Source organism: Dryocola boscaweniae (genome assembly GCF_025215095.1).
Classification (GTDB): domain Bacteria; phylum Pseudomonadota; class Gammaproteobacteria; order Enterobacterales; family Enterobacteriaceae; genus Dryocola; species Dryocola boscaweniae.
On sequence record NZ_JALHAP010000066.1, the window covers coordinates 17,475 to 38,666 of the forward strand.

Annotated in this window: 26 protein-coding genes; all 26 read left to right on the forward strand. The window is 51.6% G+C overall.

Features of this window, described 5'->3' with window-relative positions:
* Positions 1 to 4: 4 nt before the first annotated feature.
* The 26 genes from MUA00_RS01570 to pilN all read left to right on the forward strand — a co-directional run bounded on the left by MUA00_RS01570 (position 5) and on the right by pilN (position 21,191).
* Entirely contained in the window at positions 5 to 1,381 is a 1,377-nt protein-coding gene (locus MUA00_RS01570) for a hypothetical protein (RefSeq protein WP_271121383.1), read from the forward strand.
* Positions 1,381 to 1,860, forward strand: coding sequence for a hypothetical protein (locus tag MUA00_RS01575; RefSeq protein WP_271121384.1), 480 nt, complete (start codon positions 1,381 to 1,383; stop codon positions 1,858 to 1,860). Before MUA00_RS01570 ends, MUA00_RS01575 begins: the two co-directional genes overlap by 1 nt.
* Positions 1,857 to 3,806 carry a type III secretion system translocon subunit SctE gene (sctE, locus tag MUA00_RS01580; protein ID WP_271121385.1) on the forward strand — a complete coding sequence of 650 codons (1,950 nt, stop codon included), beginning with the start codon at positions 1,857 to 1,859 and terminating at the stop codon, positions 3,804 to 3,806. The genes MUA00_RS01575 and sctE overlap by 4 nt, the downstream gene beginning before the upstream one ends.
* A 17-nt stretch (positions 3,807 to 3,823) precedes the next feature.
* Complete coding sequence (locus MUA00_RS01585; protein ID WP_271121386.1) at positions 3,824 to 4,435, forward strand: hypothetical protein; 612 nt, start codon at positions 3,824 to 3,826, stop codon at positions 4,433 to 4,435.
* A complete protein-coding gene (locus tag MUA00_RS01590; RefSeq protein WP_271121387.1) occupies positions 4,416 to 4,841 on the forward strand; it encodes a hypothetical protein in 426 nt (141 codons plus the stop codon). Before MUA00_RS01585 ends, MUA00_RS01590 begins: the two co-directional genes overlap by 20 nt.
* An 87-nt stretch (positions 4,842 to 4,928) precedes the next feature.
* On the forward strand, positions 4,929 to 5,642 hold the full coding sequence (locus MUA00_RS01595; protein ID WP_271121388.1) for a helix-turn-helix transcriptional regulator: 714 nt from the start codon (positions 4,929 to 4,931) through the stop codon (positions 5,640 to 5,642).
* A gap of 5 nt (positions 5,643 to 5,647) precedes the next feature.
* Positions 5,648 to 5,863 carry a type III secretion system needle filament subunit SctF gene (sctF, locus tag MUA00_RS01600; protein WP_271121389.1) on the forward strand — a complete coding sequence of 72 codons (216 nt, stop codon included), beginning with the start codon at positions 5,648 to 5,650 and terminating at the stop codon, positions 5,861 to 5,863.
* Positions 5,860 to 6,108, forward strand: a complete 249-nt coding sequence (locus MUA00_RS01605) for a DUF1039 domain-containing protein (protein ID WP_271121390.1) — start codon at positions 5,860 to 5,862, stop codon at positions 6,106 to 6,108. Before sctF ends, MUA00_RS01605 begins: the two co-directional genes overlap by 4 nt.
* Before the next feature lie 26 nt (positions 6,109 to 6,134).
* Entirely contained in the window at positions 6,135 to 6,479 is a 345-nt protein-coding gene (gene sctI / locus MUA00_RS01610) for a type III secretion system inner rod subunit SctI (protein ID WP_271121391.1), read from the forward strand.
* Positions 6,476 to 7,318 carry a type III secretion system inner membrane ring lipoprotein SctJ gene (sctJ, locus tag MUA00_RS01615; RefSeq protein ID WP_271121392.1) on the forward strand — a complete coding sequence of 281 codons (843 nt, stop codon included), beginning with the start codon at positions 6,476 to 6,478 and terminating at the stop codon, positions 7,316 to 7,318. Before sctI ends, sctJ begins: the two co-directional genes overlap by 4 nt.
* Positions 7,302 to 7,901: a type III secretion system domain-containing protein gene (locus MUA00_RS01620; RefSeq protein WP_271121393.1), complete on the forward strand. Its 600-nt coding sequence runs from the start codon at positions 7,302 to 7,304 to the stop codon at positions 7,899 to 7,901. Before sctJ ends, MUA00_RS01620 begins: the two co-directional genes overlap by 17 nt.
* Positions 7,898 to 8,566 carry a hypothetical protein gene (locus MUA00_RS01625; protein WP_271121394.1) on the forward strand — a complete coding sequence of 223 codons (669 nt, stop codon included), beginning with the start codon at positions 7,898 to 7,900 and terminating at the stop codon, positions 8,564 to 8,566. Before MUA00_RS01620 ends, MUA00_RS01625 begins: the two co-directional genes overlap by 4 nt.
* Positions 8,553 to 9,617 carry a TyeA family type III secretion system gatekeeper subunit gene (locus MUA00_RS01630; RefSeq protein ID WP_271121395.1) on the forward strand — a complete coding sequence of 355 codons (1,065 nt, stop codon included), beginning with the start codon at positions 8,553 to 8,555 and terminating at the stop codon, positions 9,615 to 9,617. Before MUA00_RS01625 ends, MUA00_RS01630 begins: the two co-directional genes overlap by 14 nt.
* 5 nt (positions 9,618 to 9,622) lie before the next feature.
* The gene (locus MUA00_RS01635; protein WP_271121396.1) at positions 9,623 to 9,994 is read left to right on the forward strand and encodes a hypothetical protein; all 372 of its coding nucleotides are present in this window, start codon (positions 9,623 to 9,625) and stop codon (positions 9,992 to 9,994) included.
* A 5-nt stretch (positions 9,995 to 9,999) separates the two neighbouring features.
* Positions 10,000 to 12,036, forward strand: a complete 2,037-nt coding sequence (gene sctV / locus MUA00_RS01640; protein ID WP_271121446.1) for a type III secretion system export apparatus subunit SctV — start codon at positions 10,000 to 10,002, stop codon at positions 12,034 to 12,036.
* Positions 12,017 to 13,339: a FliI/YscN family ATPase gene (locus MUA00_RS01645; protein ID WP_271121397.1), complete on the forward strand. Its 1,323-nt coding sequence runs from the start codon at positions 12,017 to 12,019 to the stop codon at positions 13,337 to 13,339. The genes sctV and MUA00_RS01645 overlap by 20 nt, the downstream gene beginning before the upstream one ends.
* A 1-nt stretch (position 13,340) precedes the next feature.
* On the forward strand, positions 13,341 to 13,727 hold the full coding sequence (locus tag MUA00_RS01650) for a hypothetical protein (protein WP_271121398.1): 387 nt from the start codon (positions 13,341 to 13,343) through the stop codon (positions 13,725 to 13,727).
* Complete coding sequence (locus MUA00_RS01655; protein ID WP_271121399.1) at positions 13,714 to 14,169, forward strand: hypothetical protein; 456 nt, start codon at positions 13,714 to 13,716, stop codon at positions 14,167 to 14,169. The genes MUA00_RS01650 and MUA00_RS01655 overlap by 14 nt, the downstream gene beginning before the upstream one ends.
* Positions 14,150 to 15,163 carry a FliM/FliN family flagellar motor switch protein gene (locus tag MUA00_RS01660; protein ID WP_271121400.1) on the forward strand — a complete coding sequence of 338 codons (1,014 nt, stop codon included), beginning with the start codon at positions 14,150 to 14,152 and terminating at the stop codon, positions 15,161 to 15,163. The genes MUA00_RS01655 and MUA00_RS01660 overlap by 20 nt, the downstream gene beginning before the upstream one ends.
* Positions 15,147 to 15,809: a type III secretion system export apparatus subunit SctR gene (gene sctR, locus MUA00_RS01665; RefSeq protein WP_271121401.1), complete on the forward strand. Its 663-nt coding sequence runs from the start codon at positions 15,147 to 15,149 to the stop codon at positions 15,807 to 15,809. The genes MUA00_RS01660 and sctR overlap by 17 nt, the downstream gene beginning before the upstream one ends.
* Before the next feature lie 4 nt (positions 15,810 to 15,813).
* Entirely contained in the window at positions 15,814 to 16,086 is a 273-nt protein-coding gene (sctS, locus tag MUA00_RS01670; protein WP_271121402.1) for a type III secretion system export apparatus subunit SctS, read from the forward strand.
* The gene (sctT, locus tag MUA00_RS01675) at positions 16,083 to 16,862 is read left to right on the forward strand and encodes a type III secretion system export apparatus subunit SctT (RefSeq protein WP_271121403.1); all 780 of its coding nucleotides are present in this window, start codon (positions 16,083 to 16,085) and stop codon (positions 16,860 to 16,862) included. The genes sctS and sctT overlap by 4 nt, the downstream gene beginning before the upstream one ends.
* The gene (locus MUA00_RS01680) at positions 16,859 to 17,917 is read left to right on the forward strand and encodes an EscU/YscU/HrcU family type III secretion system export apparatus switch protein (RefSeq protein WP_271121404.1); all 1,059 of its coding nucleotides are present in this window, start codon (positions 16,859 to 16,861) and stop codon (positions 17,915 to 17,917) included. Before sctT ends, MUA00_RS01680 begins: the two co-directional genes overlap by 4 nt.
* A 531-nt stretch (positions 17,918 to 18,448) precedes the next feature.
* Positions 18,449 to 18,889 (forward strand): CaiF/GrlA family transcriptional regulator, encoded by a 441-nt coding sequence (locus tag MUA00_RS01685; RefSeq protein ID WP_271121405.1) that lies wholly within the window; start codon positions 18,449 to 18,451, stop codon positions 18,887 to 18,889.
* 98 nt (positions 18,890 to 18,987) lie between these two features.
* On the forward strand, positions 18,988 to 19,590 hold the full coding sequence (locus MUA00_RS01690) for a TcpQ domain-containing protein (RefSeq protein ID WP_271121406.1): 603 nt from the start codon (positions 18,988 to 18,990) through the stop codon (positions 19,588 to 19,590).
* A 281-nt stretch (positions 19,591 to 19,871) separates the two neighbouring features.
* Positions 19,872 to 21,191, forward strand: coding sequence for a PilN family type IVB pilus formation outer membrane protein (gene pilN / locus MUA00_RS01695; protein ID WP_271121407.1), 1,320 nt, complete (start codon positions 19,872 to 19,874; stop codon positions 21,189 to 21,191).
* The last annotated feature ends 1 nt before the right edge of the window (position 21,192 follow it).

Below are 21,192 nucleotides of genomic sequence, written 5' to 3' on the forward strand. Positions count from 1 at the left end.
TTTGATGATCCAACAAAACATGGCGATAGCCCAGCCTGGACAGCTGGCGGCTTGCGGTCCGACACAAAGGGACGGAACGTTAACGCTTCAGCAAATGATGTCCCGGCTTGAGCTTATCAGTACCTCCGGTGGTGAAAATGCCCAGCTTGCAAACCAAATGTTGGGATTGCTTAACCGTGGTGACCGCGTCTCACCAGCGCTACTCCAGTCGTTGGGGACGTTATTACAGAGCAGCGACGGCGATACGCTGAACGCGGGTTTAAACAAGCTGCTGGCATCGCTCACTCAGGGAGGGCGCGACGCGAAGAGTGCAGTCAAAGCGCTGGGGAATTTACTGATCGGACAGATTGTTGAACCTTCCACACGGCCAGGCGGGAAGACGTCCTCGCTTCTGCGCCAGCTGAGCCGGGGTAATCTTAGTGCGCAGACCTCCCGGCAGCTCCAGCAGGCTCTGCAACAATTACGCGGCTCGGGTCTGCTGGTGAATCAGCATGATGTCAGTGAACAACTTCAGGAGGTTCTGCGCCAGGTACAGCAGGAGCTGGGCCAAGGTAAGGATGCTGCGATGGCAAAACCGTTGACTGAGTTTGCCGTGCGTCTGAATCAGCAGCTATCAGCTAACGCCGCTTTTCAGGAGAGCGCCTGCCACGTAGTGCACGAACGCCAGGGACAGGGACAGCAGCAAAACTCCGGGCAGCAGCAGGACAATGACGATGATCCGGTGGAACAGATTGACGCTTCCAGGAAGAAAAAGGTCGAGTTTCCCTTTTATAAGGCTGGCTATTCGTCTGCTGGAGAGGTTAACGCCGGACGTCAGGCCACCGGTTTGCCCGGCATCACTATTTCAACGTCGAACTCGTCGGTAAGCTCAATACTCAATGGCGACAGCGTGTTCACTTACGGTCTGAGCGTGCTTTATCTGTTTATGCAAATGCTTTCCGATCAGGCCAATTCGCAATACGCCGGTATGGAAAGTAATTCAACGATTTCCAGAGAGGCGCAAAGCTACGCCTCACAGGTGGATTCGGTACTAGCCGATGTTTCTGGCAGTGATAATAAAAACGCGACCGGCAAATTAAGTGAGGAAGTGATGAGTTATCTTGAGGATAACCACATGGAGATCGATGGCGTCTGTGGCTATGGATCGGATGGGGTCTGGGCCTGGAATAAGGATCCGTCCAATGGCTTTAATAAAGGCGATCTCACGGCTATCAAAGGCGCGCTGGATAACGTCGCTAACCGCGCCTCCGATTTTATTTCCACGGCCCAGCTGCAGCTGCAAAAGGTGATGCAGACCTACAACGTTTGTTCATCGCTGATTAACAGTATGCAGACCCTGTTGGCGGATATGAATAAGACCATCGCTCAGGGAATTCGTTGATGATCGCGCCGGATGATATCGGCCAGCTCAGGGCGTTTTTTGCCTCCGGCGGTGCGCTCTATATGCTCAATGATACCTCACGGGAAGAGATGGATACCCTCTGGCGCTACGCCTGTCAGCTCCTGCAGCAGGACGATGCCGCCGGGGCCCGCAATCTGTTACAGCTGCTGGTCTATAACGACGGCTGGAATAGCGACTTTCTGCTAACGCTGGGCGTTGCTTGCCAGCGAATGAAAGCTCATGAAGAGGCTTTGTTCTATCTGGCCCAGGCTGCACGGATTTTAGTTGTCGATCCGCGGCCGAGTTGGCTGATGGCACAAAGTGCTATGGCTATGGCTCGCTGGGATAGCGTAAGCGAGCTTTTAACTTCGACTCTGACCCTTGCCGCAGAGCAGCCAGCGTATCGGGAGCTGGTCGCGACGGCCAGAAAGCAGCTTTTACGCTGTCAAAGGCAACTATCAGAAGGAGAAAATGGATGAGTTATAACACGCTGAAACAAACTTCCGGGTCCCGGATGGCTGGTTCGTCGGGGGCCCAGACAATGGTGACCAGCGCTCAGGTGATGCAGTTTCTGGAGGATGTGGGCCCACAGGGTGGGCGCTGTGGCCTGATGGCACAAAATGTTTTACAACTCATGCAGCAGACGCCCGCACTACATGGTGATCTGACCCGGCAGCTAACGCCACTGGTGCAAATGAACGCGCCGGGGGAGAGCCAGATCGCCCGCACGCTGGATGATATCAGCGTTCGCTATCAGCCACAGATAGCCGCGCTGCCGGCGCGCGCTGGTGGCGAGCGCCAACAGGCGGGGCAGCGGTTGGCTGAGACACTGACTAATTTATCCGCTGCGCGTACCCCGCAAGGCATACAGCTGCTTTCCCGGCTACGTCAGGGAGACATCTCTTCCGGTTTGCTAAAGCAGCTTGAAGGTCTGTTGTATCACGCGGCTACGGCAGGACATAGCCTCTCTCAGCCTGCGCTAAAAGAGGCGCTGAGTCGTCTGCAGCGCGCAGTCCCGGAATCGAAAGCGGAGTTGAGCAAGCTGAGTAAACAGCTGGATAATCCCAATGAAGCGAAGATGGGAGAGATGCACAGCCGTGAGAAGACCGCGGTGCAGAAATCAGTTGATACCTCAGAACAGTGGTTCGTCGATACCGGGGAGCAAAAAGCCCCGCTCGGTGAACGGCATCAGCGCGGGCGAGAAGAAGAGTCTGGCGCTGGCGGTCAGGCATGGAACGATGATGAAGAGTCAGAGACATTATGTATTGGCTCATTCTCCCCTGTGCCTGGCGTTATCAATGAGGCAATGCGGCCATATAGCGATGTTACAGCCCGAGAAGCGAAGAGTCAGCCGGTGATAAATTCAACGCCGACAGCGCTGCATGCTGAGGATGTTAGCGCCCGGACGTTAAGTATGGTGCTGCCCCCGGCTGCGGCCACTGTCAGTCCACAACAAGCCCAATATAGCGTGCAGCACATTCTGAAGGATAACCACATCACGCTAAGCAGCCTGGTTTCAGGGTCGCTGGATAATATGTTGCTGCAGGCTGCGACGCTTGGGCTTAAGACCTTCAGCAACAGCGCAGAGGCGTTAAGCAAAAGCATCAAGATTAATGGCGATGCGCAGGAAGCGTTGATGGACAGAAAAATCGCCGACTACCGTGAGCAGTTGGCCAAAGCGCAGGAACAGGCGGAAAAGGCGAAAAAAGGCGGTATTCTCGGCAAAATTTTTAATCCGATCATGACGGTTATCAGCGCAATTATTAAACCCGTGATGAATCTGCTTGAGAAGATCCCCGGCGTGAAAAGCGCCATGGATTTTATTACCAAAAACCTGAGTGAAATAGCTTTCCCGCTGGCGGTAGTGACCGCTATTTTTTGCCCCATGTCATTACCTATGACCCTTGGGCTGTTGGCGGTAACGGCGACCACGGCGGGTTTCTCCATCGCGGAGAAGGTGATGGGGGATAAGGCTCCGTCCTGGCTAAAAATAACGGATCGGGTGGGGGATATGGTTTCAGGTGCCGCCATGGCGGTGTGTACTGGCGTGATGGCGGGCGGACTTTTGCGCGTCAGCGGAATTGCCGGTCGAGTTTCCGGCTGGTTGAGTGATAGCGCACTAAAAGCCCTTGAGAAGGCGGATTTTATGACACGCATGCTGACGGCGATAACCGATACGGGGAATGGGGTCGCTCAGGCGGTATTGGGTGTTCAACAGGCTAATTTGCAAGGCGAAATTGGAGTGATAGATGCCCGGCTCGGTTGGAACGATGCGCAGGCACGTTGGCTGATATCGGCCCAGGAATACACCGTTGATCGGGTGCAGCGTGAAATATCCCGCTCGGCTACGGTGGTGGAAAGCGCCAGCAAAATGTTGAGCGAGACGGCGACGTTGCGTGCGCGTATTGCTGGTTCATTAATTTGACTATAAAGGAGTTCATTATGACTGTTATCACCTCACCTTCCTCTTCGGCTACCGCTTCCGCAGCGTCCGCATCCGTCGGTACCACTACAGTCGGTTCCGCTTTACCGACACAAACAGGAGATGATGTCGATATGAGCAATCTGATTGTCCTGTTGCAAAAAACCAATCAGGCGTTGCGTGACACCCTTCAGAAGCGCTCGGTATCACAAATGCAAAACAGTTACCAAATGGCCGTTAAATCGGTGGAGAACAAGCAGCAGGCTGCGAGTGAAACAAAAGAGGCCACGCTAATAAACAGTCTTGCGGGTGGTCTGGGAGGGTTTGTGGGCGGTGGCCTTGGCTTAGGGGGACTAAAAGGCGGCAACTGGGACATTGTTGGGAAGGCCGGAGTAGCTGCAGTGCCTGCGTTAGGGACCGCAATCGGCAATCTGGTCTCAATGGGTAACACTCAGGCAGCCAGTAGGCTACAAATAGGTGCTGATTATATTAATGACAGTAAAAATATCTACGATAAACAAAGTGATGTCGATGGGAATAATATGCGGATGTTTTCCCAAAAGATAACAGATACGACTCGTAGTCTGACCGACCTTTATGGTGCGATGCTAAATGCAGCCAGCTGGAAATAACCATGCAGCGCTTGAGCAGGGTGCCGTTTTTCATTATCTGAGCCGCCAGGGATATGTTCAGTCGCCGGCGTTTTTTCAGCAGACGGGCTATCGCCTGGGATGGGAGTTTAGCACTCAGCTTTACACCATGAGCTGGCGACAGCAGGATAACTGTCTGTTGGTATGCCATATTCAGGCGTTGCCTGGCCGCCAGGGGCTGGAAAGTGCGGTCACGGCCCTTATTCGCCTGTGGCGAGAGCTTCTGGCCAGGGTGAGCGAGATCGATGAAATTCGCGGTATGATTGGACGCTACGGCTCTCCTGAGGCGCGGCGGCGACGTAATAAAATGCAGACGCTGTTACTGCGTCATGGTGGTGTGTTACTGGAAAACAACCACGAGGATAGCTGGCTGGTATTTCGTCGCTAAGGTTCTGATAGACAGGCGCAGTATCTGCGCCTGAAGTAATAAAAACGGATTAACCGAATATTATTCTCGCTGTGGGAAGGTGTTTTTATGGCCGCTCTACATTTTATTCTTTTCAAAGAAATGAATTTCTTACGTCTTAATAACGAGAATGTTCGCGTCGATGCTAATACTCTGGTGGTTATATCCGGATGCTATGAAATCCTTATGCCAGAGGAACGTATTGAGCTGTCCTGTAATCAGCACCAGCTACTTTCTGTTTGTGAGCATATTATCGGCTATACGGGACAAGGCAAAGCGACGGGCGATGCTGGGGTGATGCATATGGTGGATTTTACCGAATCTGCACAGCAGACCCTCTCTTTTTTTATACATGCCGACCGTAATCAGGTGATTCCTTACCTTATTTATTATTGTCTGGCGTGTGACTGGCAATATTTCTGTCACATGTTTTCTTCCTTACTCGCTCAGGGAGGAGAGCTGATTGATTTTATGTGTGAATATGCATTTAACCCATGGCCCGTGGAACGCTATGCCGCGATGCTTGGGCTACATACCCGCAAATTTAATTATCTGTTCAAAGAAAGCTATGGCGTGACGCCCAAATGCTGGCTGCGTGAGAGAAGACTGACCCGGGCCCGCATGTTATTGGAACAGTCATCGCTGGCGGTGGCGGACATTGCTGAACAGAGCGGCTTCAGTAATCACGCCTATTTTTCTGAATCCTTTCGCAAATATTTTTCCTGTTCTCCCTCCAGATGGCGGGAAAAATATTTATTAAATATTTCCGGTGATAAGGAGTAATACCCATGAATCTGCAATCAACTATAACGCAGCTTTCCCAGCAGGCGACGACAGCTTCACAGGGGCTGGAAGATATTCTTGGCGCGGTTGATATTAACGATCCGTCCGCCATGTTGCAGGTCCAGTTCGCTCTTCAGCAGTATTCATCAATGGTCAATTATCAAAGTAGCCTGGTCAAAACGGTACGTGACCTGGTGAGCGGCATTATCAGCAAAATATGATCCTGTCCCGTTCTTTGCGTCGTCTGCTGGTCATGAGCGCGCTGGCGGCGGCGAATCATCGGCTTGTGCATCAGGCCCGAGAAATACAGGATGCCTTCCCTCTTCTGATTGAGGATGCGCATTTGCGCCAGCAGTGTCATGCGGCAATGCTGGCGCTACTTGACAACGCCAACCTGACGTCAGCCAGCTATAGCCCGATGTCTGAGGTGGCTCGCGCGCTTACGGAAAGTGGGGTCGGGCAGTAAATTAATTTATGTTAGCAGGAGACAGTATGACGGTTTCAGCCATTCAGGCAATTCAGCTTTCTGGCAGCAACGTGGACGGGACTTTTTCTCAGGGGAAAGTCGCCAGCGCGCAGGATATCGAGATGTTTACCCAGCGCCTGCTGGCGGGGAGCGCCTCTTCTCCTGAACAGAATGCGTTAACCCAGATCCAGCAGGCACAAAAGAGCCTGATGTCCGGCATTCGCGATGTGCCTTCAGCGACGCAGATGAATCCTGAGCAGGCGCTTGCTACCCAGACGCGGCTGGCTGGCAGCGTTATCGGCGTTGACATGGTGGCCAAAGTAGCGGGCTCTTTTTCGCAGGCGGTGAATAAGCTGGTGACGATGCAATGAAGTGGCGCTATCGCACGGTTGTGCTGGCAATGGTTATGCTGCTGAGCGGCTGTAAGGTCGATTTGTATAGCGGTCTGTCTGAAGTAGACGCCAACCAGATGCTGTCCCTGTTGGTCAGCAGTCAGATCGATGCGGTTAAGGTGGTGGATAAATCTGGCGGACTGCTCCTGCGGGTGGAGAAGAAGGATTTTGTCAGCGCGGTAGAGATTCTGCGTCAAAACGGATTTCCCCGTCATACCTGGCGGTCGGTTGACGATCTCTTTCCCTCCGGACAGTTGGTGACTTCACCCGTTCAGGAGCAGGCCAAAATCCGCTTCCTGCGTGAGCAGAGTCTGGAGCGCATGTTGGGCAATATTGAAGGGGTCATTGATGTGAATGTTGTGATTGCGGGCGCATCGGCTGAGGAAGAAAGGGAGAGCAGCGCGGGGCAGGCGTCGGCATCTGTGCTGGTTAAATATTCCCCTGAGGTAAATCTGAAGGCGTTTTCTGCACAGCTAAAAAATCTGATAAGGAACGGGCTGCCCGGGGTTAATCCGGAAAATATCTCTCTTATTATGCAGCCTGTTAATTATCGGGTTGCTTCACCAGGTGTCTTTGCCTCCGCTTCGCTGCCGGACAGCAAAGCTACGCAGGCCAATTCTGCATCAGCTGCCGCTGGTGCTTCTGAAAATGGCGAGGTCAGAACGTCGGGCAATCGTTCTCTTACGCAAAAGGTGAAGCAGATAGCCTTATCTGCCTGGAGCCTGCTGGCTTTCTGGCTGGTGGGCTGTGCGGTGGTGGTCTGGCATGGCTTACACAGGCACAGAAAGGGAAAAGAGAAGCATGGCAGCGGCGAGTGAAACTGTCCTGCGGGTTTTTCAGCTATGGTGGCAACCCGGGGAGCAGATGCATGGTGACTGGTGGCAACGTTTAGAGCTCTATGGCTGGCAGGCGAAATATACGCAGCTTTCCCTGGGCGCCAGGCGTGAGTTGGATCGCCTGATTTGTCAGCGGCGAGCCTTCCCGAAGCCGATGGATAGCGCAGAATTTGCTGAGCTATCACCGCTGCAACAGGCGTTACTGCGGGCCGGTCAGCGTATGCCGATGCTGCTATTGGCCATGGGGCTGTTATTACTGGACTGTCCTGACTATTTGCTGTGGCGCCCCTACCGGGAAACATTGTCCTGCTGGTTGAGTGAGGCGCAGTTAGAGCAGTTACAGGTACTGTGGCGCAACGGCCAGCTTTCGCCACAGCTACCGCCTGAGCTGCTGGTACATGAGGCGCAGATGAGCGCTCAGGCCGCACTCGATCGGCTGCTGTGGGCCGATCCTGTCTGGCAGGCAGTACGCTATACCCTGCCCGCAACCGATGCCCGGCAGGGATCCGCAAGGGCCGTAACGGCAGGAGAACATCTGTTTATACGACTGGAGCATTTTTTATGAATCTACCCTTTTCGGTCCCTGTGATTTTCGTAGATAGCGAATGGCGCGGCTGTACGGTTATTCCGGCCGCAGAGCTTAGTCGTATCCTTGAAGCGGAAGATATTATCCACCGTGGCCGGTGCCTGGCCGCAGAATATTTGCAAACTGCACGTCGCCAGCGTCAGCGATGGCGAGCGAAGAATCGTCGCCATCTGCTACAGCGTCAGCGGGCACAGCGGCGCCATTATGCGAAATGCTTTCAGCAAGCCAGGGAGAAGGGGGCCGCCGCCGCAATCGGCTGGATGGTGGAACAACATGGCTGGCAGCAACAGGTCTATCGCCACCTGACGCAGCAGATTGTACAGCAGCTTGCGCTGCGGCTGATGCAGATGAGCGCCAGTTTTCCCTGGGAACAACTGCTGGAGGCTGAGGTGATGGATTTGTACCGGGAATTTCAGCACGAGCCAGCCTTGACGCTACGGGTATCGCCGCGCATGCGGGAAAACTTACCTGAGACGTTAAAAACGCTGCCTGTCAGTATTGAGAGTAGCCCCGATCTTTCTGAGGGAAGCGCGTTGCTGGAAAACCATCTGATGCGTATTGAACTAAAGCTGCCGCATCAGCTGGAAATGGTGTGCAACGCGCTGAATGCATTAACCTGGGAGCAGTTAAATGAGCCAGATTGATGCTCTGTGGAGCAATAGCTATAGCGAGATCAACCGCGAGAGGGCGGATGACATCTCAACCACGAACCAGCAATTATTTCCCGCAACGACGCCGTTAACCGCTCAGGTTGAAGAGGGTGCCGAGGCTTCTTTGATGGAAACCATGGAGTCTATGGGCCTGGTGATGGGGAGCCGTCTGCTTCAGGGAAATGGCCGTAAGGACGATGATAAAGACAAGAGCACCCGGCTGTATGAGATGCTGCTGAAATGGGTACCCCGGGTAGAAGGAGGGGCGTTGGTTGAGCTGGTTACCGGTTTCTCAACGCTGGGAAACGATCCCGGCGATGTGGTTGAGCAGATGCGTGAAGGAGGTGTGCCGGAAGGCGCTATGGTGCTGCTGCTGGCATCGCTGCTCGCCGATCCGCAAATTGAGCGCAAACGCCGGCGTCGCTTGGAAGATGCTCTGACGTTTTTACTCGACGATGAGGCTATCAGCATTGATCTTCTTGCCTGGGTAGAGCTGGGGAATTTGCCTCGTGATGCGCTGCTACCGCTGCGCCAGATTTACCAGCAAATTCGTCAACGGGATGACGATGAAGCGCAGCAGGAAAAGGGGCTGGCCGGCTGGTTTAATGAGGTTCGTGAATGGCCGGACAGGCGAACTCGTCTGCGGGTGCTGATCCGCGCACTGGCGTTGGATCTGCGAGCCGATGCCGATCACCACCCTGTAAAAGTGGTGACGGCGTTGGGTGAACTTAAGCGACTCCTGCTGTTTTTCAGCATGGAAGATCACTGTGCTTCAGTCGCATTCAGCGTGGGCGTTGAACCCGAGCGCATGCTGGCTGAGGTGCTGCATTTGCTGGAACAGACCTGGATTTATCCCGACTGGCTGGAACAGCGAATAGGGATGATGGGGATTAGCGGTAGCCGTATCTTTACGTATCTGCGCCAGATGCAGGATCTACTGCGCTTTATGCCCTCACCCTGTTTTCAGGACGACGATCAGGCCGTACAGCTGGCAGAAGCCTTTGAGCAGCTACAGGAACAGCATGAAGATCAATGTGATGGGTGAATGATATGCAACCAATTCCTTTGTTCAGCCAGCGAAATCTGGAACGTTTTCTGACGCTTGTAGGGATTGACGGGCCGCAGATTACGGCAGGCGCGATGAGTTTTTGTCTTCGCGATCACCTGTTACATCTCGAACTGGGGGACGACAGACTTTCCATGATGCTCTGTACCTCTCTTTGTCTGAATGACGCGCAAATGCTCACGCTTTGGGAACGCGCCAGCCCTGAACGTTTTGCCGGTTACTTGGTTCGTCTTTTGGAGCTGAAAGCGGGGGTGGCATTACAGATCACGTTGCCACCAACGTTTTTAGCTGAACAGTTGTTGCGTATTTATCGGGCGTTGCTCAGTACGCTGTCGCCTTATGGAATGCTGAAATAACGATGATGCAAAAAATTTCTGACTGGTTAAGGCTGTTTTCGGGGCGGCAGGACATTATCCTGGCGGTCATCCTGATCCTTGCTGTTTTTATGATCATTCTGCCGTTGCCGACGTTGCTGATCGATATTCTTATTGCCGTCAATCTGACCATTTCCCTGCTGCTGATGATGATTGCCGTGTATGTCAGACAACCGCTTGAGTTTTCCTCCTTCCCCGCCGTGTTGCTGATCACCACGTTATATCGCCTGTCGCTAAGCATTAGTACTACCCGACTGATTTTGCTGCAGCATGATGCCGGCGATATCGTCTATACCTTCGGCAATTTTGTCGTAGGAGGCAACCTGGGGATTGGCCTGATTATTTTCTCCATTATTACCATTGTGCAATTTATCGTCATTACCAAAGGCTCGGAACGCGTGGCAGAAGTGGGCGCCCGCTTTTCTCTTGACGGTATGCCCGGCAAACAGATGAGTATCGATGGTGATATGCGAGCTGGCACTATTGATGCCCATGAGGCCCGCCGCCAACGCTCAATGGTGCAAAAGGAGAGCCAGCTCTATGGTGCGATGGACGGAGCGATGAAGTTCGTTAAGGGCGATGCCATTGCCGGAATGATAATCGTCATGGTTAATATTTTTGGTGGTGTTGCCGTCGGTATGTTTGTGCACGGTATGTCGGCATCCCAGGCAATGCAGACCTATGCCATTCTTTCGGTGGGCGATGGGTTGATCTCCCAGATCCCTGCTTTACTGATCTCCATTACCGCCGGGATTATCGTCACGCGCGTGCCGGGTCAGGAGCGCCAAAACCTCGCCAGCGAAATGGTTGAACAAATGGCTAACCAGCCCAGGCCGCTATTTCTGGCCAGCGGTATGCTGTTGCTGTTTGCCCTGCTTCCCGGTTTCCCTACCCTGGTCTTTCTGACACTGTCGTTAGGATTGGGGATTGGCGGCTGGGCGCTTATCGGTAAACCCTGGTGGGGAAAGAAACAGACGATAACGGCGATGAGCGCATCGGGCCAACCGCAGTCTGACGATCTTAAGCCTGGATCGGTGCCATTGATGTTGATATTGCCGGAAAATTTGGTTAGTCCAACCCTTGAAAAAGCGCTGACGTTATTACGCTGGCGGATGTTTGAGCGACTGGGGATCATCATTCCTCAACCGCCGGTGCGTATGGTTTCTGCTGGAGAACCTTGCCGCATTGATCTTTATCAGGAAGCCGTTGCGAGCCTCCCTTTGCAGGGTAAAGAGAGCGTCTGGCGCGAGCTGCCGTCAACGGAAGCTGGCTCGCTCAATCCCGTTACGCTGTTTCCCGGGCGAACCCTTTGGTTGTCCGACAGCGCTGAGAGCACGGAACCTGAAACCACAGAAGTCTGGCGTGATGACGCCCGTTTTACCGGTTGTCTGGAACTGGTCATTAACCGTTACGCTAAGGAGTTTATCGGGGTACAGGAAACGCGGGTATTAATGGATGCGATGGAGCAGGATTATGGCGAACTGGTGAAGGAAGTCCAGCGCCAGCTGCCGTTGGGTAAGATCGCTGATATTTTGCAGCGGCTGGTGGAGGAGGGCATCTCTATCCGTGACCTGCGCACTATTTTTGAAACGGTGATCGTCTGGGCGGTAAAAGAGAAAGATACCGTGATCCTGACGGAGTATGTACGTAGCGCTCTGCGCCGTCATATCGTGCATCGTTATTCGAAAGGGGAGCAGTGGCTGGACGTTTGGGTAATTGGCAATGCGATTGAAGAGCAGATCCGAGAGTCTATACGCCAGACATCAGCGGGCACTTACTCTGCGTTGGAGCCGGATGAGGTTGCCCGCATTGTCGGGCAAGTTAAGGCTGTATTGGGCGAGGCCCACAGTGGTTTGTTGATCACAGCGCTAGATGTCCGGCGCTACTTGCGCAAGATGATCGAACGCGAGTTAATCGATGTACATGTAGTGTCATTCCAGGAAATTGGTGACGCGATCGAGCTGAATGTCCTTGGCAATATTGAGCTGATTGGGGGGCTAGTAAATGACCCATCACTTTCCTGACCCATCACAGCTTGCTTGTCCGCTGCGGTTGCCTGAATGGCCGCAGAGCACTTCCCAGCGCCGTTTTGGGAAATTGGTTGAGGTTGGAGAGATGCTGCTTAAAGCCGTGATGCCATGGGCCAGGCTAGGGGAGATCTGCTATGTACAGCCGCAAAATATCCCGGCAGAAGTCGTATCGATCCAAGGACGTCACGTACTGCTTTCTCCTTTTTCCTCCCCGCAGGGACTGAGCTGTAACCAGTGGGTCTATTCAAGCGGTGAGGAGTACACCATTGCACTGGATGATTCACTGGCCGGCATGATGGTCGATGGGCTGGGGCGTCCGCTATATGGAGAACTTAAACAGGTAACTGAACGTCGCTCTCTTTATTCTCCGCCACCCGATCCTATGTCGCGCGCGCTGATTGAACAACCGATGCCGTTAGGCGTGCGGGCGCTGGATGGGGTGTTGACCTGCGGCATCGGCCAGCGCGTCGGCATCTTCGCTGCGGCAGGGGGCGGGAAGAGTACGCTGCTGAGCATGGTGTGTGACGGGGCGCAGGCCGATGTTGTGGTGCTGGCACTGGTGGGGGAGCGCGGTCGTGAAGTGCGTGAATTTACCGAACTGGTGTTATCGCCAGAGGCGCGAGCAAAGAGTGTTATCGTTGTCGCGACCTCAGAACGTCCGGCACTGGAGCGCCTTAAAGCCTGCTGGACGGCGACCACTATTGCCGAATATTTTCGCGATAAAGGGTTAAATGTATTGTTGATGGTGGATTCGTTAACCCGTTATGCCCGGGCGGTTCGCGAAGTGGGGTTGGCTGCGGGTGAACCGCCGGTATCGGGAGGCTTTCCTCCAACGCTGTTCTCCCAGCTTCCCCGCCTGCTGGAGCGTGCGGGGCCGGCACCGAAAGGTAGCATCACCGGAATTTATACTGTGCTGGTGGAGGGAGATAACCTTAACGAACCCGTGGCAGATGAGGTCAGGTCGCTGATTGACGGCCATATCGTGCTGTCCCGCAAGCTTGCAGAAAGCAATCACTATCCGGCTATCGACGTGGGGGCGAGTGTCAGCAGGGTTATGCACATGGTGACCACACCACCGCACCGGGCGCTGGCGGGCAAACTTCGACGAATGATGAGCCTGTACCGGGAAATCGAATTATTGGTTCGGGTGGGTGAATACCAGCCGGGGCAGGATCATGAAGCGGATGAGGCGCTGCGGCGCTGGCCGCTAATTCGTGCGTTTTTATGCCAGGAAACCGATGAGCGCAGTGACTATAAGCAGACCCTGGCGCGGTTACAGCAGGTAGTGGAGGGATAAGATGCTTGAGGAACTTCTGGCGTTAAAAAGACGGCGCGAAGGACGTCTGCGTCGGCAGATAGCCGCAGGAAATCAACGTTATCAGCGGTTAATCAATTGTCGGCAGGCGCTGGAGCAGGAGCGTGCCGAACGCCAAAAAGCCTGGCGCCAGCTCGGCGAAGAGGGGCGAGGAAAACTGGCCAAAGAGCGGTTGCATAACCTCCAGCGCCAGCTAGAAGCGTATTTTCAGCGTGATAAAGCCCTGGAGAGTGAGATTATGCAGACGGAAGCTGAATGTCAGCAATGGCTGCAGGAGAAACAGCGGTTACAGCAGTTGTTTCAGCAGAATCGTATCGACCAGGAGAAGCTACGCTACGTGCTTGATGAGGGGCTGGATGCGCATTCATAGTCAGGTTAATGCTCGCCGGACCACCGGGCGAGAGGAGCAGGAGAGGCTGCTACCGCCGGTGGAGCACGCCCGGGATTTTTCCCGCCTATTAGAGGATAAGGATAAATCGGCGCCCGGCTCCGATACCGCATTGCGTCAGCAGCGGCTTACCGCCTGCTTTCAGACGCTACTGGAGGGAAACTGCGGCTGGGAGGATGGCAGCGTCAGTATCCGGCTGTCTGGTCATGGGCGATTGCAGTGGCGTCTGTTAAATGGTCCGTTGGCAGGATGTTCAATTTTTGCCTGCTGGGAAGGCAGTCATCTTAGTCTGGAGATGGTGGCAACAGGCAGCCTTGCCTGCCAGCTTGCTCGTATTCGTCCCCGACTTGAGAGCCAGTTAGGCCGCTCGTTTAATCGGTTTTTCATCACATTAAAGGTAACGCGTGAAACAGGATATGTATGATGCCGCATGGCGTGAATTGAGTTTACATATTGGTGCAGGGTTGCTGGCGCCCGAAGAGGATATGGCACTGACGCTTGAGCACCATAACGATGCTGATATTCGCTGGCGCGAGAAGGGGTCGGATAACCGTGAGATCTGGTGCCGGCAACAGACGCTGTGTGACTGGCTTTCGCCGCTTTTTCCGGTCAATGAGTTTGCCGATTATCCAGTAGACAGTTATCCCCTACTGACTGAACTTTGCCTGGAGAAAGGTAACTTATTTCTGGCTAGGGCTGCCTTTAGCGCAGGGTCGCTGGCTTCCGGTTTATTACCTTCAGGTTGGCGGATTACCCTGACACTGCGTAACGGTGAACGGCGATTAGCACTGATGCTGGCGGGTTGGTCTTGGCAGCAGATATGCCAGCTAACTACGGGCTGGCTTCCTTTCGCTTCTGCAACGGGTTCTTTGCCCCTTTCACTACCCCTAAGCCTGGGCTATTGCGAATTAACGTTGTCCGCACTCTTGGCATTAAAGACTGGCGACGGAATAGTGCTATCTACTGCGGATATTGCCGCCGGTGGATTGTGGTTATGGTTTGGCAGAAAGAGGGTAACGATGATACAGAATGAACATGCAGATTTGCAGGTGACGGAGGTTATGGAGGCGATGCCTGCGATGAGCTGTGGTGAATTGGTTTCAGACAGGATGATGGTGCCTTTAACCCTTGTTGCGGAGGTTGGTCAGATTGCGCTCTCCGTCGCAGAACTGGTGGCGCTGGCACCTGGTGCGGTACTGGAAGGCAAAGCCTCGTTGGCTGGAGGGATCCGCCTGACGGCGAACGGCTGCTGTATCGGCTATGGCAGCTTATTGACGATGCGTGATAAGTGGATCGTACGAGTCGATACGTTGATCAATACCCGCATTGCGCCTCCTGAAATGTCCAGGTCAGGGGAAAATTCGCAGGCCGGGTCTTTGCATAATGAGGATGAGGAGCAGTATGGACTGGCTGGTTAAATTTGGCGATCAGCCTTTAATGCTTATTGGCTTGTTGTTTGCACTTTCTTTATTACCGTTGTTAGTCATTATTGGCTCCAGCTTTCTTAAAATTGCTATCGTTTTGTCTTTATTGCGTAACGCATTAGGTATTCAGCAGGTACCACCTAATATGGCTATTTATGGAATGGCATTAATATTGACGGTGTTTATTATGACACCGGTCGCGTATCAGATTAGTGATAATTTACAACAAGCACCTTTGACGCTCGAATCGGAAAACCTTTTTGAGCGACTTGACCAGGAGGCATTAAGCCCTTACCGCACCTTTCTGTCCCGGCATACGGAATCCCGCCAGGTGAAATTTTTCAGCCAGTCGGCAACCCAACTCTGGCCCGATCCGGTGCGCAAAATGGTGCCGGAGGATTCTCTGTTTATTATGCTGCCGGCATTTATGGTCAGTCAGCTAATTGAATCTTTTAAAATAGGCCTGCTGCTGTATCTGCCATTTATTGCCATCGATCTGATCATTTCTAATATTTTACTGGCAATGGGCATGATGATGGTTTCGCCAATGACGATATCGCTGCCGTTTAAATTACTGGTCTTTATTATGGTGGGTGGCTGGGAACGACTGCTGATGCAGTTGGTTCTGTCATATAAGTAATATTATGAGTGAAAGAGCGATTGTTCATTTAGCTATCGAATTGCTGTGGCTGGTATTGTTATTGTCGTTGCCAGCAGTTCTTGTCGCCTCGGCGGTGGGAATTCTGGTTAGCCTGCTACAAACGCTAACGCAGCTACAGGATCAGACATTACAGTTTTTGCTTAAGCTGGTTGCCGTAAGCCTTACGCTGGTGGCCACTTACCAGTGGACCGGGGACAATTTGTATAATTATACCCTGCTGGTTTTTGATCAGATTGGCAATATGGGGGCCGGATGATGCCTCTATTCTTATCAGAGCCTCAGCTGCTGTTTTTTGCGCTACTGCGTCCCCTTGGTCTGTGCATCATGTTTCCGATACTGGGCAGTAAAAACCTGGGCGGAGGAATGATTCGTAACGCGCTAGTACTGGCTCTGAGTTTGCCGATCCTGCCGCTTTTTTTTGACCGGCAATATATCAATGCTCTCGAGGCGCTGAGGTTGGCTGGCATTTGCCAGGAACTGATGGTCGGGATTCTGATTGGCTTCGTGGTCGCCTTACCCTTTTGGGCTCTGGATAGTGCGGGGTATATTGTCGATACCATTCGCGGGGCCTCCATGGGGTCGGTGCTGAATCCCAGCCTGGGAGAAGCGGCCTCAATGATGGGTATACTCTTTGTTCAGCTTTTTATCGCCTTTTTCTTTATGTATGGCGGGCTAAACCACGTCCTGGACGTCCTTTATCAGTCTTATCATATTATCCCTCCGGGGAGCGGATTACAGGCAGGCGATCGCTGGTTAAAATTGCTGATCGCCCAGTGGCAAACGGCGTTTACATTATGCGTTAACTTCATACTGCCGGCGGTTATCGTCATGGTATTGACGGATCTGGGAATTGGTCTTATCAACCGTTCTGCGCAACAGCTGAATGTCTTTTTTTTGGCTATGCCTGTAAAAAGCGTGCTGGCATTGCTGATGCTGATTATGAGCCTGCCCTTTGCCTGTAAACTCTATTTTTCCCATCTCGATAAGCTTCCACAGTATCTGGGTCTTCTGCTCAGAGAAATGAAACCATGAGTGAAAAAACTGAACAACCTACCAGCAAACGCTTACGTGACGCGCGTAAAAAGGGGCAGGTAGCGAAAAGTGTGGATGTGACGGCGGCGGTGCAGTTATGCGTTATCGTTCTGTTATTTGTACTATGTGGCGAAGGGTGGTATCGGGATATTTTGCAGTTGCTGGCACAATCGTTGGTGCTGATTGTTTCGCTGGCGGAGGGCAGCGTCGCGACGGTTACGCTGATGTGGGTTCTGCTGTTGGCCAGAATTGTTGGGATCGTTGCCGGGTCGCTGATTGCCGCTACTATCGGAATTTTGCTGGCGCAGGCCGGATTTCTCATTTCCTTTGAGATTTTTGCTAAGGCGGGGAGCAAACTCAACGTTATCGCCAACCTGAAACAGATGTTTTCTGCCCGCAATTTATTTGAGCTGCTGAAGTCGCTGATGAAAGTCATGCTGGTGGGGCTTATCTTTTATACTATTTTACAGCGGCAATTTTCTTCTTTTCAGTACCTTCCCATCTGTGGCATCCGCTGTGCGTTTCCACTGATGTCGCATCTGTGCTTTGAATTATTTATGGGCTTGCTGGCTGGTTATATTCTGTTTGGTACAGTTGATTACATCTTCCAGCGCAGAACGCTGATGAAGCAGTTACGTATGACCAAAGAAGAGGTGAAGCAAGAATATAAAGATTCTGAAGGTAATCCGGAGATTAAGCAGCGACGACGCGAGTCCCACCGGGAGATGCAACATGATAATTTGCAGCAAAAGGTACGTAAAAGTAGCGTGGTGATAAAAAATCCGACTCATATTTCCGTGTGCCTTTGGTTCGACAAAACGCTCTGTCCGTTACCTAAGGTTATCGAAAAGGCGAGTGGTAAGCGAGCGCTTGAAATTAGCGTGTTGGCGGAGCGGGAAGGTATACCGTTAGTAGAAAATATCCCTCTGGCGCGTGGTTTGATGCGTAGCGTGGAGGTTGGGGAATATATCACGCAGGAATATTTTGATCCCGTGGCTGAAATACTGCGTATGGTGATGGATCTTCCTTACGATCCTGAACCGCTGGAGCCGTAGTACGGGTATGTTTTTTTAATATAACGCACAAATAACATTTAACTTGGGAGTAAACATGAGGTTAACATAAAATAATACATCATATTATCATTTGTTTGTTTTTTCTTATTATTCAACGCGTTGTTATGTGAGTTTAGATCAGCTGACTTAACAAAATGAACCATTTTGTTAAAATTATACTCCACTAATGAACTCAGCACTACACCCATCTACCAATTTAAGTAAAACACCCTAAGCTTTTGCGTGTTTCCTCAACTATTAACATTAGCTGTCCTGCCTGCTTTTCAATACAGGTGTTATCCAGATAAACATTCACTAACAATATCCAGAATTTAGATAAACTTTCCGTAACAATTATTGTTGGCATACTTTGCCTTGTTAACGCATTTATTCCCGCCGTACGGCGGGACTTAACAAAATGGTTCATTTTGTTAAGTCAGACGTACAGAGTGCATGATTAAAAGGATGTGAGGTTCGGTGCCGGAGCATTTTTATCTCGTTCACCACACTCTGTGCTTGAGGAGCATATGTATGCAAACAGAGAAAAAGGTTCAGGGTGGCTTGCGTGTAATTGATGCACGTCAGTCTAATCATTGTTCTTACATTCTACCACGCGAGCTTTGGGCATATGAGGAACATGCTCTTTACCGTTATGTTGCTCTCTGGAGCCTTATCTGCAAAAAATATATTTGCTGTGATGATGTGGCTGCTAATTTTGGTATCAGCGTTCGTCAGGCAACCAATATCATCTCAATGATCCATCGTCGTTATGGCGATGTGATTCAATGTGAAATTAAGAGGGTCAAATCTGAAAAAGGAAATTTGACTAAAACCCATATTCTTGTTACCCACATTCTTTCTGAAACCAGGAGGAAAAAGGAAAACGATAAAATTGAATCAGTAAATGAGAATGACAGAGCTGCATTAATAAACATGCGTGACTTTTTCCTTTATAAAAGAATGCACTCTTGATTTCTTAGTCTTTTTGACAATTAATTTTAGGTAACGATAAAGTGAACAGAAAGTGGGTATTACCTTTATGTATGCTGGGGATACTCAGCATCCCCGCTATGGCCTCCTGTGATGTAACAGGCAGCTCGGCTTCCGGGAATCGTTTTTTTCACCCGCAAACCGGTGATATGCAGGGGAACAAATGCGCCGATCCTTTAGCTCTCCAGGAAACACAACTCGATACACAAAGTGTTCCGGCAGCGGATTCTCCGGTGCTGAAGCCCAGCGATTTTTCATCGCAGAAAGATACCCGTTGGGATGCTCCGATAGAGAAAAAGCGCGATCCGGATATTCAGCGGGCTGACGCGTTGGTTAAATCGGCGAAAAGCTATGGAGAAGAGGCATTATCAACCTTCAATGTCCCAGCTTCGAGTGCGGATATAACAGGGATGCTTAATACAGGTGACTTGGAGTCCAGCGATGTATGGTGTGTAATTAAAGATAAAACGCTGAGCGAAAATATGCGTGCATGGGCGGATAAGGCACGCTGGAGCATTAAATGGCTTGCCGAATACGATTATCCAATTGTCTCACCGTTTTGTATCTCAGGAACTTTTCCACAGGCAATAGGTAGCGTAATTGGCGCTTATGCAAATACTGCCCAGGTGCTATCGCTAGATCTTTATCCCAAACAAAATATCGCCACCATATCTTCAAAATAGTTGAAATAAAAAATATGCTTAATTCAAAAACGGCTCTTTGCGCAATTATTGCCAGTAGCTTGCTTTCTGGATGTTCATTTTCGCATACGGAGCGGAATGAAAAACAGATAGAAAATGCTTTTCAGCATGGCTCTTCTCTTATTAAAGAGTTACAGGCAGAAAAGGGAAATAATGTACGGGTGCATAAGTCACCGTGGGTGGCGAATACGCCATTCAAAATAAATCATGCAAGGTTACCGGCTACTAAAAATTGTATGCTCTCTTTTGCAACCGGGATGCCCATGAAGCTCAACGAGTTCAGCAAAACGGTCAATAAGCTTTGTGGCGTGCCGGTAAAAATCACGCTGGATGCCGAACAAAAAGTAAATGGTATGCTGGGGGCAGGGCAGAAGAAAAGCGCCGCTGCGGGCGAGGAACAGTTGGTTGATATCCGCTGGGAGGGAACGCTGGATGGCCTGCTTGATACCGTGGCCTCCTCTTTAGGGTTGTCATGGAAATATACCGATGGGGAGGTCAATCTTTATTATCTGGAGTCGCGAACCTTTAACGTCTTTGCCATACCTTCCCAGACAGATATGCGTTCGATCGTCCAGTCTGGTATTGATGCCGGTATTGGCGGCAGCCAGGAAGGCAGTACAGCCAGTTCCGAAAGTAACGGAAAAGGCCAAAGTTCCCAGACTACTTCGGTGTCGCTACAAAGCGATATGGTAAATGATATTCAGAAAAGCGTGGAAACGATGCTGACCCAGGGAGTTGGCAGGCTATCGGCTTCGCCTTCAACCGGCAAGCTGACGGTGACAGATACACCTGAAGTTTTGGCCCGGGTACAGCGCTATATTGATAGTGAGAATAGCTCTATTACAAAGCAGGTATTGCTCAACGTCAAGGTGCTCTCCGTTACCCTGGATGACAGCAATCAGTTTGGCATTGACTGGAATATGATTTACAGCGGTAGTCGCTTTGGGGCTTCAATGCTGGGAGCTATGACATCTTCGGGTGCCACGGCCGCCAGCGGGAGTAATTCTGTTTCTGCATCTATTCTGGACGGTAATTTCGTTAACTCCAGTTCGCTGATTAATGCGCTGGCGCAGCAGGGAAAAGTTTCGGTAGTGACTTCTCCTTCGGTTACCACACTTAATTTACAGCCTGTTCCTGTTCAGGTGGCTACGCAGACCAGCTATCTCGCGCGAGTTGAAAGCAGTACCACGGCAAACGTCGGAACGTCCATGACGTTGACCCCGGGCACGGTGACCAGCGGATTCAATATGAACCTGCTTCCGTTTGTTATGCCGGATAATCAGATGCTGTTGCAGTACTCTATTAACCTGAGCGAGCTTAAAAGCCTTAAAGAGGTGAAAAGTAGCGACAGCGATGATGGCAATAAAATCCAGGTTCCTGAAATCGAAAATCGTATCTTTTCGCAGAAGGTCAAGCTGCGTTCCGGTCAAACGCTGGTGCTGTCCGGCTTTGAGCAGAATTCAAGCAATGCCAGCCGTAGCGGTTTCGGCAGTGTTTTTAACTGGTTGATGGGGGGCGGGGTTAGCACGTCGGACAAACGCAATATCATCGTCATTATGATTAGCCCGGCGGTTATGGAGTAAT

Bases quoted from the DNA above. Each gene is read 5' to 3' on its own strand.
- MUA00_RS01625 (WP_271121394.1), top strand. From the start codon at position 7,898: ATGAATCTACCCTTTTCGGTCCCTGTGATTTTCGTAGATAGCGAATGG.
- sctR (WP_271121401.1), top strand. From the start codon at position 15,147: ATGGACTGGCTGGTTAAATTTGGCGATCAGCCTTTAATGCTTATTGGC.
- sctI (WP_271121391.1), top strand. From the start codon at position 6,135: ATGACGGTTTCAGCCATTCAGGCAATTCAGCTTTCTGGCAGCAACGTG.
- MUA00_RS01630 (WP_271121395.1), top strand. From the start codon at position 8,553: ATGAGCCAGATTGATGCTCTGTGGAGCAATAGCTATAGCGAGATCAAC.
- MUA00_RS01590 (WP_271121387.1), top strand. From the start codon at position 4,416: ATGCAGCCAGCTGGAAATAACCATGCAGCGCTTGAGCAGGGTGCCGTT.
- MUA00_RS01635 (WP_271121396.1), top strand. From the start codon at position 9,623: ATGCAACCAATTCCTTTGTTCAGCCAGCGAAATCTGGAACGTTTTCTG.
- sctS (WP_271121402.1), top strand. From the start codon at position 15,814: ATGAGTGAAAGAGCGATTGTTCATTTAGCTATCGAATTGCTGTGGCTG.
- MUA00_RS01680 (WP_271121404.1), top strand. From the start codon at position 16,859: ATGAGTGAAAAAACTGAACAACCTACCAGCAAACGCTTACGTGACGCG.
- MUA00_RS01685 (WP_271121405.1), top strand. From the start codon at position 18,449: ATGCAAACAGAGAAAAAGGTTCAGGGTGGCTTGCGTGTAATTGATGCA.
- MUA00_RS01690 (WP_271121406.1), top strand. From the start codon at position 18,988: ATGGCCTCCTGTGATGTAACAGGCAGCTCGGCTTCCGGGAATCGTTTT.
- MUA00_RS01645 (WP_271121397.1), top strand. From the start codon at position 12,017: ATGACCCATCACTTTCCTGACCCATCACAGCTTGCTTGTCCGCTGCGG.
- MUA00_RS01585 (WP_271121386.1), top strand. From the start codon at position 3,824: ATGACTGTTATCACCTCACCTTCCTCTTCGGCTACCGCTTCCGCAGCG.
- sctT (WP_271121403.1), top strand. From the start codon at position 16,083: ATGATGCCTCTATTCTTATCAGAGCCTCAGCTGCTGTTTTTTGCGCTA.
- MUA00_RS01650 (WP_271121398.1), top strand. From the start codon at position 13,341: ATGCTTGAGGAACTTCTGGCGTTAAAAAGACGGCGCGAAGGACGTCTG.
- MUA00_RS01575 (WP_271121384.1), top strand. From the start codon at position 1,381: ATGATCGCGCCGGATGATATCGGCCAGCTCAGGGCGTTTTTTGCCTCC.
- sctE (WP_271121385.1), top strand. From the start codon at position 1,857: ATGAGTTATAACACGCTGAAACAAACTTCCGGGTCCCGGATGGCTGGT.
- MUA00_RS01570 (WP_271121383.1), top strand. From the start codon at position 5: ATGATCCAACAAAACATGGCGATAGCCCAGCCTGGACAGCTGGCGGCT.
- MUA00_RS01655 (WP_271121399.1), top strand. From the start codon at position 13,714: ATGCGCATTCATAGTCAGGTTAATGCTCGCCGGACCACCGGGCGAGAG.
- sctV (WP_271121446.1), top strand. From the start codon at position 10,000: ATGCAAAAAATTTCTGACTGGTTAAGGCTGTTTTCGGGGCGGCAGGAC.
- MUA00_RS01595 (WP_271121388.1), top strand. From the start codon at position 4,929: ATGGCCGCTCTACATTTTATTCTTTTCAAAGAAATGAATTTCTTACGT.
- pilN (WP_271121407.1), top strand. From the start codon at position 19,872: ATGAAGCTCAACGAGTTCAGCAAAACGGTCAATAAGCTTTGTGGCGTG.
- sctJ (WP_271121392.1), top strand. From the start codon at position 6,476: ATGAAGTGGCGCTATCGCACGGTTGTGCTGGCAATGGTTATGCTGCTG.
- MUA00_RS01605 (WP_271121390.1), top strand. From the start codon at position 5,860: ATGATCCTGTCCCGTTCTTTGCGTCGTCTGCTGGTCATGAGCGCGCTG.
- MUA00_RS01620 (WP_271121393.1), top strand. From the start codon at position 7,302: ATGGCAGCGGCGAGTGAAACTGTCCTGCGGGTTTTTCAGCTATGGTGG.
- sctF (WP_271121389.1), top strand. From the start codon at position 5,648: ATGAATCTGCAATCAACTATAACGCAGCTTTCCCAGCAGGCGACGACA.